The sequence below is a fragment of the Ferdinandcohnia jepli genome (genome assembly GCF_047246645.1).
Taxonomy (GTDB): domain Bacteria; phylum Bacillota; class Bacilli; order Bacillales; family Bacillaceae_L; genus Ferdinandcohnia.
The window spans coordinates 185815-199940 of the sequence record NZ_JBFOKR010000004.1; the positions used below are offsets into that span (position 1 = coordinate 185815).

The window sequence follows — 14126 nt, forward strand, 5'->3', positions numbered from 1 at the left end:
CGTAAAAACCGTAAATCGTAATTAAAAATCGTAAATCCAATTTAAAAACCGTATTTCCGAATTAAAAACCATAAATCAAAATTTAAAATCATAAACTCCAAAAAGCACCCTAGATGTGGATTGTAAATGATATCCTGTGAAATTCCTATAAGACTATCAAAACCACATAAATAGTGTTAGATATCAGCACGGTTTCCGAAAAAAAGAGCACTAAATTTAGTTCCACACACCAAAACCAGCAAATTCAACCTATTCCACCTCCACAACAATCTCCCGCAACTTCTTCATAGCAGTTTTCCCCCAGGATTTCACGGCCTCAACCGACACCCCATGTTCCTCCGCAATCTCTTTATTGCTTTTATCCTGAATAATTCTCCCTAGTACCCACCTTTTCTGGTTCAACGTCAATTCCCTACAGTACATTTCAATCAACATACTACCTTCAAAGTCCACTTCAATTGTGAGATTCATATCCCCTTCCTTGCCAAATGTCTCACATACCTCAACATAGTGATTTTCCCTTCGAATATGGTCCATCAGCTTGCCGCGAATTATTGTAAAAGCATAGGTTGAAAATTTTGCTCCCTCCTCAGCCTTAAATCGAGTGGATGCCTCCCAGAGACCGATTAGTCCAATTTGATAAAATTGATCTTTGTCACCATACAAATGGAGTGACTTAATTATCTGATATATCAGTGGTTTGTATTGTTTTTCAAGGGTTTCAAATGGTACTTGCACGTAATGGTCCTTTGAAAGAACGCGCTCTTTATGTATTCCGCCGGTAGTACCAATTTACTAGCATTCTGTCCCTTGAGTCGAAGGTGTATATGTAACATACGGGGCAAATGATAAGGGGCGTATGTGACGTATGACCCCTAAAATAACCTTGCTTGTGCAGCAAATCTCGCCCGTATATAATATAAAAACTCAATTTTACCCTTTTATTAGAAAAATCAAAATTGTTCACAAATTAGTCACACGTAGTGTGATAAACTTAACAGAATTTCGACGTTTTTCTACATTACTATATTATTGTGAGATTTCAAAATCTTATAAAAATATTGAAGGAGGAATTTTATGAAAGAATATCAAGTGTTTGAGGAGTACCAAATCTGTGAGACAACGGAGGCGTTAGAACCATTTAAACACGAGAAGTATTGTACAAAAATTACTGATCGGAATGGTGTCTTTTATACGTCGAAATCCATCACACAGTTATTAATTATGGCTTGTTATGAAGGTGCTTCAACACTTGAAGGAAGTAGAAAGGCTGTTACATACACATTACGGTTTAATCAGAAAACACCATTGCCAATTAACATCAGAAAAAACATCTATGCTTTTCCAACCTGCTCTCCTGACGACCCAGACTGCACATGGATATTTGTTTCTCATATCCTGGGCACCATCTCCCTAGACAGATTATCAACTCTCATTCGATTTAAAAGTAACAATAAGATTACTGTTGCAGTATCCGAATACACCATCAATGAGCAACGAAAACGTACAACGCTTGTTATTATGAGATTCTCAGGTTTTGATAAAATTAGCTAAATGAACTTATTTTACTTATAAAATGAAAGCGTTTTAAACAAAAAAGGATTCATATGATTGCCACCGGGGACAATCATATGAATCTCTTAAAGCAAATTTGACCAGATTGCATTAAAAAATAAACCAAGTCCCCCGAGGAAAATACCAACACATGCAACTCCAAGTGGGCTTCCCCATTTAATGTCTTTCAATCACTCCACCTCCAGTCGCAACCGTTACCGGTTTTTCTCTTATTAAGAAAACGAAAAAGATAAAGCAAAGTAAAAGTTTAATTGTTACAGTGGCTCCTTCGTTCCAAGAGCTCAATTCACCTTGAAAATAAGCAGAGTTAGCATTAAAAAGTGCATGTAGAAGGATACATAATAAAATGCTTCTTGTTTTCACATAGATGACTGATAGAATAAAAGAAGTTCCGAGTATTGAAATGAAAAACCAACCCATGTTAGAACCATATTGTACGGTTCCTTCAATAAACCAAAGTGGCAGATGCCATACTGCCCATACTAATGCAACAATTAAAGTGGAAGTAAGGACTGTATACCTTTTTAACAACTCAGGTAAAAGTACACCGCGCCAGCCAACTTCTTCAAGTCCTCCACCTAGTATCATCATTGGCAGCATTAGAGCAACCATGTAATATGGTGTTTCAAAAGCGAACCCAAATCCATCTCCAACTATCGCTTCTATCCCAAAAGGAAGGATCCCGATTAAAAAGGGAATCACCAAGATGGCGATATACCATGCAAAGCCGACTCGTACTCTGACTAATTGTCTTAAAAACTCGCGGTCGAATCGTTTTGTGGCAAAAGCCGCTACAACCGGTCCAAGAAGACCGCCTAATCCATACATTAAAAATGCAGGTGTCCCAGGCTCCAATGAGCCATCGGTAAAAAAGATAACAAAGAACCACGCACCCCATGTAATCAAAAACGTAAATGTAACAAATTGAATACTGCTCTTCATGAGCACCAACCTTTCTTTTTTAAGATTTCAACATCTGTTCAATACGAATTAGGAGTTGCTCAACCTGGTTACTCACGTCAATAGTATCAGTCCCAAATGCTAAGCTATGTACTAAAATCCCATCCATATTTGACATCATGATTTTTGCAATTTCCTCAACTGACAAAACTGGAGATATTTCTCCAGATTCTATCCCTTGTAAAAATAAAGCAGTAAAGGTAGCAACTACTTTCTCATAACGCTTTAAAAAGAACTCTCGTACACTCTCATCTCGCCAACTCGTAATCCAAAACTCATAGATTGCGGGGTATAAGGTTGGATCATCCACCTGAATAGAGTTCTGAATTCCCACAAAATAACCCTTCAATACCTCAAGTACGTTTTCCTGATTTGAAAGCTCTAGTTGTTTTTTCTGCTCGGCATCAAGATGCTCCAAGAGTGCCCTGAAAATTTCATTTTTGTCACTAAAGTAAAGATAAATCCAGCCACGACTCATACCGGCTTCCTCAACAATGTCCTTCAGTGTTGCTTTTTCATAACCTTTACGTTTAAAAACCTCCATGGCAGCCATGAGGATCTGCTGTCTCCGTATCTCTTTATGCTCCTCTGAAACCTTTGGCATCCTTTAAACCTCCTTAAAATGAACCGTGTGTCACTTATTTTAATTTAAATGACACTTGATTTATTTTCAACAAATATTTTCCAGTTTTTTTAAAAATATTCTTGTTAAATATGTCACGTCGTGATATAGTCGCAGTATGACATATTGAAGCGTGATATATGGAAGAGGTTGGTAGGATGGATCTTTCTAAGGTTTTAAAAAAATATGTTCCAATGACGGAAACGGCTTTTTACATTTTGCTTTCCTTAACAGAACCGCGCCATGGCTATGGGATTGTCAAGCATGTGGAGGACATTTCTCATTCACGGATCCGGTTAGGGTCGGGGACTGTGTATGGAACATTAACGAAGATGCAGAAGGATGGATTGATTACGGTTTTTGCGGATGAACATCGGAAAACGGTTTATGAAATAACCGAGATTGGCAAACAAGTAATTACCGTAGAAATCAACAGATTAAAGGAACTTCACGAAAATGCGTTAAAATTTGAGGGGGACTTTCTATGATAAGGAAATATCGACCTTTATGGAGCTATGACATTCCTAGAATAGAACAATGGCTCACACAGATGGCCGAAAAAGGCTATGGTTTAAAGGGATTGAACAGGTTTACGCGCTGCTTTCTTTTTGAAGAAGAAGAGCCGAAAAAGCTAACCTACCGAATTGGATATGAAAAAGTACAGAATAAAACCCTTCCAACTACACTTCAAAAAGAAGGGTGGAAGCCAGCGGTACAGACAGGTAAATGGACCTTTCTCGCAAATGAAAATGAGGCAAAGACCTCACCAGTTCGTGATGACATCATAAGACGTAATCGCATTATTATGTATTTGTTTTCATTCCTACTTGTTTTCATGATGGGAATTTTGTTAAATCCATTGGTTATGTTTCTATCAGCAGATGAAGTCATTATCGTGGAAAGTCCGTTATGGGTAGTTACTTATACATTCTTCGGACTAGTACTCGCATTTGTTATACTCGGAGCGGTTTCCATTCTTAAGATACGGAGATCAAACAAGCAATTCCTTGAAGAAATTCATGTTAAGAATACTACTGAAAAAGTAAAAGGACCATTCGTCGTAAAATATAAATTTGGTTGGATGTATGCCCCAGATAAGCTCGAAAAATGGCTGGAGGAGATGGAGGAGAAGGGATTCAACCTGAAAAAAGTTGGAAAAATGGGTGTTACTTTTTATTTTTCAAAAGGGGAACCTCGCAAGGTTGCGTATGCACTCGATTATCAAAATCTATCAAATGAGAGCTACTTTCGAATTCATCAGGATTCCGGCTGGAAAAAGGCTTATAGCTCACCATCTCCACTTCAAAAATGGACCCTCTGGAGCTGTGAGTATAGAAAAGGTGAGGAAAAACCACAGTTTTACAGTGATAAGACGCATCTGGTTAAGCACGCAAGAAAAGTTGCCATGTCGTATACCGCTTTGTTTTTACCATTAGTCATCATGTACAGTCTATTTATTTCTTCCTATGTGTATCAAATTCTACATGACGAATTGTCCACATTAAATACGACAAACTTTGTAATGCAGCTCTTCTTAATTTTTGTCTTTGGTACCTTTACGGTTCGAACATGGTTATATTATAGGAGGCTGAAAAACTCCACAGGACTCGCTTGAGGTATAGCACCTCAAGCTTTTTTTATTACCTCTTTCAATTCACTTACACGTTCTACAAGATAAGTTGCATTAGCATCCTCAAGCTCTTGCCGACTCCCGTAACCATAGGTGACTCCGATTGAATCAATTCCAGTATTGTTTGCTCCGATGATATCGTGTTTTCGGTCGCCTATCATCATAAAGTCCTCGGACTTGTGGTCTGAATAATGGTCAAGAATGTACTGGATAATTTCCGTTTTTGCAATCATCGTTCCATCAAGATTACTTCCAACGACCAAATCAAAATATTGGTGAATGTTAAAATAGTGTAAGATCTGCTCAGAGAACACCGTTGGTTTTGAAGTTGCAACAACAAGTGTCAGACCATTTAACGATTGTAAAAGTTCAGGAATACCTGGATACAGCGCATTTTCAAACATTCCTTTTTCTTTAAATCTCTCACGATAAAACTCAATGGCGAGTTTGGCTTCTTCCTCATTTAAACCGTAAAACTCTTTAAAAGAATCCTGTAGTGGAGGGCCAATAAAGCATTCAAGCTTATCAAGGTCAGGTTCGGTGATGTTCAATTTTTGTAAAGCGTACTGAACGGATTTTGTAATACCAACCTTCGGATCAGATAGTGTACCGTCAAGATCAAATAAGATGACTTTTTTCATTATATAATCCCCCTGTCAGAATATTCATTACAAAACTATCATTACATAGTAAACTAGTAATTGTAAAATATTTCAATAGGGGGTAACTCTTTTGACAACTATATCAAATGAAAAAGTAGTTTCAAGTGAAGTGACAATTAATTCATCACTAGATTTAGTATGGTACGCATGGACAATTTCTGAACGAGTAACAGAGTGGTTCGCTCCAATAGCCGTCGTTGAAGCAAGAGAAGGCGGAGCTTATGAACTATATTTTATCCCGGGTAACACTGAAGCAATGAACACAAAGGGCTGTAAAATAACAAAACTAGTAGATCAAAAAGAGCTCCATTTTACTTGGAAAGCTCCGGATGACTTCAAGGATGTTATGAATAACGAGGGTGAACTTACCACAGTAAAGGTAAGCTTTGAAAATGTGAATGGCACAACTAAACTGGCAATAGAGCATGTTGGGTTTAAAGACGATCCAGCTTGGGAAGAAGCATATAAGTGGCACCAGGGGGCATGGTCCGGTGTGTTGGACAGCTTAAAATCAGCATTAGAAAAAGGCGAAGGCAATCTGTGTTGCCAACCATAAAATAAACGGCTTGGAATCAATCCGAGCCGTTCTTCTTTTGATTTAACAAATGTCCAATTACAACACAAAGGAGCATGAAACCAATAAACAGTCCTGAATGTCAGGCTCATATTTAAGAAAATTGGAAAAATAAAAACATTTAGAGTGAAAATAACAATTGCCATTAATAATAAAATTTTATAAATCTGCTTTCTTTTACAATTTATGTGATTTTGCATTCACTTTTTATTCTTCAACACTTCTCCCATACACGATTTTCCCATTCTCGTCATAAACGGTTACTTCAACTGGTACTTCAACTTTTTCCTTCTCGACAGTGGTGTACCAAACCCACAGGTTGTCGCGAACATAAAACTTATTTGGCTGAACATTGCCTTCACTTGTTAGAATGATAGTCTTCGCATCGTCTTCAGCAAATCCATAAATGATTGATAGATCTTCTCTTATTTTATTTGCAACACGCCAATCTATTGGTCCTCTATCTTCGGCTTCCTCTTCGAACTCCTGGAAATCCATCATGGGGATGAACTTTTCAAACTGCGTAAAATCTTTGTTTGTAAGTGCAGGGACAATTCCTAAACTACTTTCTGCAAAAACTAAATTCGAGTCAGAATCGAACAAAAGAACCTTTTCGCAATCACCAAATTGTGTGGCTGCTTTTTCACAAATATTTTCTTCTAATGATGCAGTCGGGACGGTGAAATTCACAGGTTTCGTCGGCCTTGGTCCCCAAAAATACACAACTGTAATTAATGCGACACATAGTACAGCTATTAGACTATTTTTAATCACTTTTTGTTCGCCTCCAATTGTAAATAATAGTTTATTTTTCTAAAAACTAATAGATGAATTTTTTAAAATAAAAGGATTGAGCCCTTACATTAAAGGGTTCAATCCTTTTTTTTTTGTATTTTGCATGTTATTACGCCTCAATTGTTTGCACTTGCTCTAGAAAACAGGTTTATGGTTTTTATTCTGGAAATACGGTTTTTAATTTGAAAATACGGTTTTTAAATGGGATTTACGGTTTTTAATTCAAAAATACGATTTTTAGCAGACATTTATGGTTTTTAGGGAATTGATCAAAAAATTAATTAGTTAATCTCTGTTAATGCTCCGTTTTATTCAAGATAAGGCGGATTTTCTTACATTTTAAAGAGTCTTTCATAAAATATCCGCACCCGCCTAACTCAATAACTCTAGAAAACTAGGTTTATGGTTTTTATTTTGGATTTACGGTTTTTAAATAGAAAATACGATTTTTAATTTGAATTTACGGTTTTTAATTCAAAAATACGATTTTTAGCAGACATTTATGGTTTTTAGCAAAAGGTTCAATTTTTGACTCCGGTTTAATTTTTAAATGGCTGTTCAAATTTTAGGAATAACTATGGAATTAACAACATAGCAATATTGTAAACCTGAATTTTCAGATAAATAACCCTGCGTTCAAAAATCAACCAAGGTTTAAATATTGAACTTGAAGTCAATCCATACCAAGACAAAGGACAGTGAAAAGGTGATGAAATGAAACTTTCAGAACGAAAAGTGCTGAGGAAGAAGGAACAGATTCTACTTTCGGCAATCAATATTATTAATCAAAAAGGATATAGTGGCGCGACGATGGAGGATATTGCGGCCGAACTATTGATGACAAAGGGATCTCTCTATTATTACTTTAAAAATAAAAGCGACCTTATGTTTCAATGTCATAATTTCATTCTCTCGCAGGCAACTGAGGATTTGGAAGACATTTTAAACAGAGAAGGCACTGCAGTAGATATTCTTCAATCAATGATTTCAACACATATTGATTACGCAATTGATGAAAAAGAAACCTTCAACATGATTATGGAACCGAAACGGTTTTTTAATAAAGAACAGCTGCGCCAAGTTTTAAAACTGAGAAAAGAATACGAAGGGCTTTTCGACAAAGTCATTCAAAGAGGAATTGACACTGGTGAATTTGGAACAAGAGAACCAAGAATGGTACGAATGATGATTCTTGGTGCGATGAACTGGATTCAGCAATGGTATAAGCCGAACGGCAGGCTGACAAAAGAGGAAATTGTAGAAATCTATTCAGATAATATTTTAAAAATATTGAAGTGACAGGGGGTTCAGTATGCTAGTCGAAGAAATGGAGTTGTATGGTAGGAAAAATGTAAAAGTGTTCACTGAAAACCGACCTAAAAACATTATCGAAGTTCTTCAACAAAGTATGGCAAGCTTTCCTGAAAAAGCGTCGGTAGTTACTGAGGAGGCATCTCTTTCTTATACAGAATTGGATGCGCTTTCAACGATGATTGCAGCAAATCTCCAACAAAAATGCGGCATTCAAAAAGGAGACCGAATAGCGGCTTTAATAGGTAACCGATACCATTTTCCATTAGTCTTATTTGCTTGTCTCAAACTCGGAGCGATTATGGTTCCAATCAATGTAAAGCTTACTGCAGAAGAAATAAATTACATTATCGGACATTCCGATGTAAAAGCGCTCATTAGTGAAAACGAGCATCTTATTAAGGTGGAAGAAATAAAAGCAGAGAACCCCTACATCATCCCGCCAGACGAAAACATTTTTGTAATAGATGGGGAAAACACATTCGAAAAGCTGCTCCAAGAAAACATGCTCACCAAAGTAGAAGTAGATGAACTAGATCCGGCGTTAATCCTTTATACGTCCGGCACCACAGGCAGGCCAAAAGGTGCTGTGTTAACACATATTAATGTGATTCATAGTTTGATAAATTTCCAACATGTTTTTCAAACAAATAGTGACCACAAGACATTAATTGCCGTACCAATGTTTCATGTTACAGGGCTCGTCGGGCAATTGCTTCACATGATTTACATAGGTGGAACGGCGTATAGCATGGAACGCTATCAAAATAAAAAATACATTGAGTACATTTTAAAACACAGAATTAACTTCGTTTTCAATGTCCCAACTATTTTCATCATGATGTCAACGGAGGAAGCTTTTAAGAATAATAGTTTCGAGTTCGTTACAAAAGTTGCGTTTGGAGGGGCGCCAATTTATCAGCAAACCTTCTCGATGTTGAGAGACGTCTTCCCAAATGCGGAACTCCACAATGCATACGGGTCAACGGAAACGACTTCACCTGCGACATTAATGCCAGTAAAATACCCGGAGTCAAAAGTCACATCTGTGGGGCAGGCGGTTCCAGTAGCAGATATAAAAGTTGTTGATGCAAACGGGAATGAATGTCCAACAGGTGAAGTGGGAGAGCTTTATATCAAAGGTCCAATGGTCATCAAGGAATATTGGCTAAATCCGGAAGCAAATGAAAGCAATTTTACAGACGGCTATTGGCATTCAGGTGACCTTGGGTATGTTGATGAAGATGGATATTTTTATATCCGTGATCGGAAGAAAGACATGATTAACCGCGCTGGGGAGAAAATATTCTCCATCGAAGTAGAGGACGTGCTCAAAAAGCATGAACATATCAAAGAAGCGGCAGTAGTTGGTATACCGGATCCTCTATATGGAGAACGGGTCAAGGCGTACGTTGTCAGTGACCATTTTACAGAACAGCATATACCAACCATAAAAGAGCATTGTCTAAAACATCTTGCGAAATTTAAAATACCTGAGCTTTACGAGTTTATCCCGGAGTTACCGAGGAACGCCTCTGGAAAAATACTAAAATATGCGCTAAAAAGGGGGAATCAGTAATGTTAAAAGAACTATCGGAACAAGCAATACAACTGAGAAGTGAGTTACTAGATTTTATGGAGGAGTACGTTTATCCGAATGAACAGGTATATGAAGAACAGCTAAATTCTCAAGAAAGTCGCTGGATGATTCCACCGATTATCGAGGAATTGAAGGAGAAAGCAAAAGCAAAAGGATTGTGGAATCTATTTTTACCAGATACCGAGTACGGTAAAGGGCTATCCAATTATGAGTACGCATTCTTATGTGAAATCATGGGGCGTTCACTAATCGCACCTGAAATCTTCAATTGTAATGCGCCGGATACGGGGAATATGGAAGTACTCATTAAGTACGGGACAGAGGAACAAAAGAAACAATGGCTTGAGCCACTTTTAGAAGGTAAAATCCGCTCGGTATTTTCAATGACAGAGCCTGCGGTTGCTTCCTCAGATGCTACCAATATACAGAGTAGTATTGTTCGGGATGGTGATGAGTATGTGATCAATGCTCGAAAGTGGTGGTCAACGTCGGCTATCGATCCTCGCTGCAAGATTGCGATTGTGATGGGGAAAACAGACCCAAGCGCACCGCCATATCAGCAGCAATCTATGATTCTAGTACCTTTTGATAGTCCGGGAGTGGAAATTAAACGAGCACTAACTGTATTCGGATATGATCATGCTCCTAATGGGCATGCGGAAATTCACTATAACAATGTCAGAGTTCCTGCTTCGAATATGTTACTAGGAGAAGGTAGAGGCTTTGAAATCGCCCAAGGCAGATTAGGTCCGGGACGAATTCACCATTGTATGAGAGCAATCGGTGCTGCAGAACGTGCATTGGAGCTCATGATCAAGCGGGCGAATGACAGAGAGGCTTTCAACTCTAAATTAATCGATAAAGAAACGGTTCGGTCTGAGATTGCAAAAAGCCGCATCGAAATTGAGCAATCACGACTTTTAACTCTACATGCTGCTAATAAAATTGACCAAGAAGGTGCCAAGGCAGCTAGAAAGGAAATCGCAATGATCAAAATTGCAGTTCCTCAGATGTCTCTTAATGTAATCGACCGGGCAATCCAGTTGTTTGGCGGTGCAGGAGTTTCAGATGATACGCCATTAGCAGCTCACTGGGCAAATGCTCGAACACTACGAATTGTCGATGGACCGGACGCTGTTCATTTACGAGATATCGCCAAATTAGAAATCAGAGAGCAATTGTGAGGTGCTTGAATGAAAAAGTGGATCGTATCTAAATTGGGTAACCCCGATGAGGCCTTAGAAATAGTAGAAGTTGAAAAACCAACTCCTAAAAAGGGAGAAGTTCTTATTCGAGTAAACTCCTTTGCACTTAACTTTTTCGATATCCTAATGTGCCAGGGCAGCTACCAGGAAAAACCGGATTTGCCTTTTACACCTGGAGCAGAGGTAGCGGGAATTATTGATGAAGTAGGAGAAGGTGTCCATTTTTTAGAAGGCCAACGGGTGCTTGCAACACCAATGCTCCCTAACGGCGGGTTTGCCGAGTGGGTCACTGTCAAGCAAGAGGATGTATTCCCGATTCCAGAGGAACTCCCATACGAGCAGGCAGCCGGAATGTTCATTACGTATCACACAGCCTATTATGCATTGAAAGAAAAGGCGCAGCTAAAACAGAACGAATATCTACTCGTTCATGCAGGATCAGGCGGTGTAGGATCGGCGGCAATCCAAGTTGGGAAGGCATTAGGTACAACGGTAATCGCAACGGCAGGTTCGGATGAAAAATTACAAGTGTGTAAAGATAGCGGAGCTGATGTTGTCATCAATTACCGTACCCAGGATTTCGTAAAAATTGTAAAAGAGGTAACGGACGGGCACTGTGCCGATGTCATTTTCGACCCAGTGGGCGGAGAAACCTTTGATAAATCAAGAAAATGTATTGCCTTCGATGGCAGACTTCTTCCAATCGGGTTTGCAGGGGGAACCATTCCAACCGTACCTGCCAACCATGTACTAATTAAAAACTACTCAGTTGTCGGAGTGCATTTCGGATACTTTCGAAAACTGTTTCCAGAACGAGTAAAACAAGAGCACACCGAGCTGATGAACCTTTATAAAAACCGGAAAATAAACCCGTTAATTTATAAACAGTATTCATTTGAAGAGGTACCAGATGCGTTGGAACAACTGGGAAGTCGTCAAACCTGGGGGAAACTGATTGTAAACCCGTAGAACTTTTTCACAAAAACCGGGTGGTGACAGGCACGAAGGAGGTAGTCAAATTGAGTTCAGTAGTCGAATCAAAAGTAGAAAACCAAATTGGTCATCTCATTTTAAACCGTCCAGAAAAATTAAACGCGATTTCAAGACAGGTCGTCGAAGAGGCCATAGCATGTCTAGATGAACACACGGAAAATCCTAATGTAAAAGCTATTATTCTATCAGGTAATGGAAGGTCGTTTTGTGCTGGTGGGGATATCGAAACGATGAAATACATTAGTGGCACAGCTGAAGCAGCCGAATGGATGGATTTTGTTACGGGGCTAACGAAAAAAATCATGGATATTGATAAGTATGTCATTGCAGCCGTACATGGATTTGCAGCAGGAGCGGGCTTCAGCCTTTCGCTCGCAGCGGATTTTATCGTCGCTGAAAAAGATGCCAAGTTTGCATTGAGCTTTTCGAATATTGGACTTATCCCAGACTTGGGGTTAATCAAAACACTATCCGAACGACTATCTCCAAATCTAGCAAAGGAATGGATCTCATCGGGAAAGATCATTACAACAGAAGAAGCAGCGAGCTTCGGACTCATCAACCGGATTGCTAAAGGAGGTGTAATGGAGGAGGCTATAGAGTTTGCCGACTTTATCGTCAACGGCCCGGGTTTAGCGAATAAGTACGTAAAGTATCTCGTCAATCATGTAGGAACTTTAGATAAGGACACAGCTTTTAAACAGGAAAGTCTCATACAAGCGCTATTGCTACAAACAAAGGACCACCAAGAAGGTGTAACCGCATTTTATGAAAAACGCAAACCAACGTTTTTAGGAAAGTAAAAATTTCAAGGGGGATCTTGTATGAAAAAGACAAAACTAATGTTTTTTGCGGCGGTATTAACGATTGTTACTTTTTTAAGCGCTTGCTCTGATAGTGACTCAACAGGAAAGGACAATGGAAGTGGGGAAGCTGAGGGTGAAAAAATCACGTTACGTGCAGCAACTGGACTTAGCCCTCAGCACGCATGGTGGGCAGACTCAATGGTGCCTTGGATGGAAAAGGTTGAGGAGTTAACAGATGGTCAGGTTACATTTGAAACGTTTGCTGGTGGAGAATTAGTAGCAGTTCCAGACGAAGGTGATGCGCTAAAGAGCGGTACGGTTGATGTCGCACTTGTTCTACCAATCTATCAGCCAGACCAATACCCAATGGCCGAAATCTCAATGCTTCCACTTGCACACTCCGACACAATTATCGGATCAAATGCTTGGAAGGCGTTATTAGAAAGTGACGAAGAGCTTGCAGATGGAAAAACATACACTGAAATGCAGTTTGCCGACTTTAAAGTGTTCCCTGTTTCAACAACTCAGGAATACTCCATTTCAACAACTGGAAAAGAGTTTAACTCTGTTAATGATGTAAAAGGCACAGGACTACGTACTCCATCACGTATCCATGAAAAATACTCCGAAAAAATTGGCGTGAACAGCGTAACAATGCCAGCTGTTGAAATGTACGATGCGCTAAGCCGTGGCTCTTTTGATGGAAGTTACTACAGTGTTGCAGACTGGACTGGGTACGGATTCCAGGATCTATTCAAATATACAATTACGGGTGTTAACTTCGGACACTTCAACGCATTTATTGGGATGACGCAGGAAAAGTGGGATAGCCTTCCTAGAAACGTTCAAGATGCAATGACACAAGCATCTGAAGAAATCTTCATTCCAGGTGCGGAAGCATGGTTAACTCGCGCAGAAGAATCAATTAAGTTAAATGAAGAAAACGGTGGAAAATTTGTAGAGTTCTCAACTCTGGACCAAAGTGTTCAAGACTTAATTAATACAGGTATCGAGGAAACGTGGTTAGATTACGCGGATCTATTAGAAGAACAAGGTCTCCCTGGTAAAAAGCTAATTACATTATGGCGTGACATCATTATCGAGCAGGGTGGAGACGTGCCAGAAGGGTTAAAGAATTTGGAGTAAATCGGTGGATCTCGCCATTTTCTAGTGGGGAATGGCGGGGTTCTTTGGGAAATGTGTGAGGTGGGTTTGTTTTGAGGTGTTTTTGAATGATTTTTAGATGCACGAACTCAGTTTACGCTTTTTAATTTGGAAATACGGTTTTTAATCTGAATTTACGCTTTTTAATTGGAAAATACGGTTTTTACACCGGATTTACGATTTTTAGCCAAATTTGGCAGCGTGAGGCTATATTAAGTAAACAAACATA

Annotated in this window: 15 protein-coding genes; 10 read left to right on the forward strand and 5 right to left on the reverse strand. The window is 39.0% G+C overall.

The features are described from left to right. Positions 1 to 249 precede the first annotated feature (249 nt). On the reverse strand, positions 250 to 738 hold the full coding sequence (locus tag AB3M96_RS05875; RefSeq protein ID WP_412966649.1) for a sigma-70 family RNA polymerase sigma factor: 489 nt from the start codon (positions 736 to 738) through the stop codon (positions 250 to 252). A 339-nt stretch (positions 739 to 1077) separates the two neighbouring features. On the opposite strand from AB3M96_RS05875, the gene AB3M96_RS05880 reads away from it, so the two are divergent. After that, complete coding sequence (locus tag AB3M96_RS05880; protein ID WP_412966650.1) at positions 1078 to 1554, forward strand: competence protein ComK; 477 nt, start codon at positions 1078 to 1080, stop codon at positions 1552 to 1554. A gap of 177 nt (positions 1555 to 1731) precedes the next feature. Here the strand turns inward: AB3M96_RS05880 and AB3M96_RS05885 are convergent, their stop codons facing one another. Together AB3M96_RS05885 and AB3M96_RS05890 are read right to left on the reverse strand one after the other, a co-directional pair. Further along, the gene (locus AB3M96_RS05885) at positions 1732 to 2517 is read right to left on the reverse strand and encodes a CPBP family intramembrane glutamic endopeptidase (RefSeq protein ID WP_412966651.1); all 786 of its coding nucleotides are present in this window, start codon (positions 2515 to 2517) and stop codon (positions 1732 to 1734) included. Positions 2518 to 2536: 19 nt separating this feature from the next. Continuing rightward, positions 2537 to 3139: a TetR/AcrR family transcriptional regulator gene (locus AB3M96_RS05890; RefSeq protein ID WP_412966652.1), complete on the reverse strand. Its 603-nt coding sequence runs from the start codon at positions 3137 to 3139 to the stop codon at positions 2537 to 2539. A gap of 176 nt (positions 3140 to 3315) precedes the next feature. Here AB3M96_RS05890 and AB3M96_RS05895 point away from each other — a divergent pair, with 176 nt between their 5' ends. Both AB3M96_RS05895 and AB3M96_RS05900 read left to right on the forward strand, forming a co-directional pair. Further along, on the forward strand, positions 3316 to 3645 hold the full coding sequence (locus tag AB3M96_RS05895) for a PadR family transcriptional regulator (RefSeq protein WP_412966653.1): 330 nt from the start codon (positions 3316 to 3318) through the stop codon (positions 3643 to 3645). Next, positions 3642 to 4772, forward strand: coding sequence for a DUF2812 domain-containing protein (locus tag AB3M96_RS05900; RefSeq protein ID WP_412966654.1), 1131 nt, complete (start codon positions 3642 to 3644; stop codon positions 4770 to 4772). Before AB3M96_RS05895 ends, AB3M96_RS05900 begins: the two co-directional genes overlap by 4 nt. Before the next feature lie 11 nt (positions 4773 to 4783). Here the strand turns inward: AB3M96_RS05900 and AB3M96_RS05905 are convergent, their stop codons facing one another. Then, complete coding sequence (locus AB3M96_RS05905) at positions 4784 to 5428, reverse strand: HAD family hydrolase (protein WP_412966655.1); 645 nt, start codon at positions 5426 to 5428, stop codon at positions 4784 to 4786. 91 nt (positions 5429 to 5519) lie between these two features. Here AB3M96_RS05905 and AB3M96_RS05910 point away from each other — a divergent pair, with 91 nt between their 5' ends. Next, entirely contained in the window at positions 5520 to 6005 is a 486-nt protein-coding gene (locus AB3M96_RS05910; RefSeq protein WP_412966656.1) for an SRPBCC family protein, read from the forward strand. 225 nt (positions 6006 to 6230) lie between these two features. Here AB3M96_RS05910 and AB3M96_RS05915 read toward each other — a convergent pair whose 3' ends face one another. Then, on the reverse strand, positions 6231 to 6797 hold the full coding sequence (locus tag AB3M96_RS05915) for a hypothetical protein (protein ID WP_412966657.1): 567 nt from the start codon (positions 6795 to 6797) through the stop codon (positions 6231 to 6233). A 756-nt stretch (positions 6798 to 7553) separates the two neighbouring features. Between AB3M96_RS05915 and AB3M96_RS05920 the strand changes: the two genes are divergently transcribed. Genes AB3M96_RS05920 through dctP form a run of 6 tightly spaced genes read left to right on the forward strand, consistent with a single transcriptional unit; the run spans position 7554 to position 13879 of the window. Next, entirely contained in the window at positions 7554 to 8117 is a 564-nt protein-coding gene (locus AB3M96_RS05920) for a TetR/AcrR family transcriptional regulator (protein WP_412966658.1), read from the forward strand. 13 nt (positions 8118 to 8130) lie between these two features. Next, entirely contained in the window at positions 8131 to 9708 is a 1578-nt protein-coding gene (locus AB3M96_RS05925; protein ID WP_412966659.1) for a class I adenylate-forming enzyme family protein, read from the forward strand. Next, positions 9708 to 10913, forward strand: a complete 1206-nt coding sequence (locus tag AB3M96_RS05930) for an acyl-CoA dehydrogenase family protein (protein ID WP_412966660.1) — start codon at positions 9708 to 9710, stop codon at positions 10911 to 10913. The genes AB3M96_RS05925 and AB3M96_RS05930 overlap by 1 nt, the downstream gene beginning before the upstream one ends. 9 nt (positions 10914 to 10922) lie before the next feature. Further along, positions 10923 to 11903, forward strand: coding sequence for an NADPH:quinone oxidoreductase family protein (locus AB3M96_RS05935; protein WP_412966661.1), 981 nt, complete (start codon positions 10923 to 10925; stop codon positions 11901 to 11903). Positions 11904 to 11953: 50 nt separating this feature from the next. Next, positions 11954 to 12730 carry an enoyl-CoA hydratase/isomerase family protein gene (locus AB3M96_RS05940; RefSeq protein ID WP_412966662.1) on the forward strand — a complete coding sequence of 259 codons (777 nt, stop codon included), beginning with the start codon at positions 11954 to 11956 and terminating at the stop codon, positions 12728 to 12730. A 21-nt stretch (positions 12731 to 12751) separates the two neighbouring features. Then, on the forward strand, positions 12752 to 13879 hold the full coding sequence (gene dctP / locus AB3M96_RS05945; RefSeq protein ID WP_412966663.1) for a TRAP transporter substrate-binding protein DctP: 1128 nt from the start codon (positions 12752 to 12754) through the stop codon (positions 13877 to 13879). Positions 13880 to 14126 lie beyond the last annotated feature (247 nt).

Excerpts from the sequence above, each read along its gene's own strand:
- AB3M96_RS05880 (WP_412966650.1), top strand. The coding sequence starts at position 1,078 with ATGAAAGAATATCAAGTGTTTGAGGAGTACCAAATCTGTGAGACAACG.
- AB3M96_RS05885 (WP_412966651.1), bottom strand. The coding sequence starts at position 2,517 with ATGAAGAGCAGTATTCAATTTGTTACATTTACGTTTTTGATTACATGG.
- AB3M96_RS05890 (WP_412966652.1), bottom strand. The coding sequence starts at position 3,139 with ATGCCAAAGGTTTCAGAGGAGCATAAAGAGATACGGAGACAGCAGATC.
- AB3M96_RS05895 (WP_412966653.1), top strand. The coding sequence starts at position 3,316 with ATGGATCTTTCTAAGGTTTTAAAAAAATATGTTCCAATGACGGAAACG.
- AB3M96_RS05900 (WP_412966654.1), top strand. The coding sequence starts at position 3,642 with ATGATAAGGAAATATCGACCTTTATGGAGCTATGACATTCCTAGAATA.
- AB3M96_RS05905 (WP_412966655.1), bottom strand. The coding sequence starts at position 5,428 with ATGAAAAAAGTCATCTTATTTGATCTTGACGGTACACTATCTGATCCG.
- AB3M96_RS05925 (WP_412966659.1), top strand. The coding sequence starts at position 8,131 with ATGCTAGTCGAAGAAATGGAGTTGTATGGTAGGAAAAATGTAAAAGTG.
- AB3M96_RS05930 (WP_412966660.1), top strand. The coding sequence starts at position 9,708 with ATGTTAAAAGAACTATCGGAACAAGCAATACAACTGAGAAGTGAGTTA.
- AB3M96_RS05935 (WP_412966661.1), top strand. The coding sequence starts at position 10,923 with ATGAAAAAGTGGATCGTATCTAAATTGGGTAACCCCGATGAGGCCTTA.
- dctP (WP_412966663.1), top strand. The coding sequence starts at position 12,752 with ATGAAAAAGACAAAACTAATGTTTTTTGCGGCGGTATTAACGATTGTT.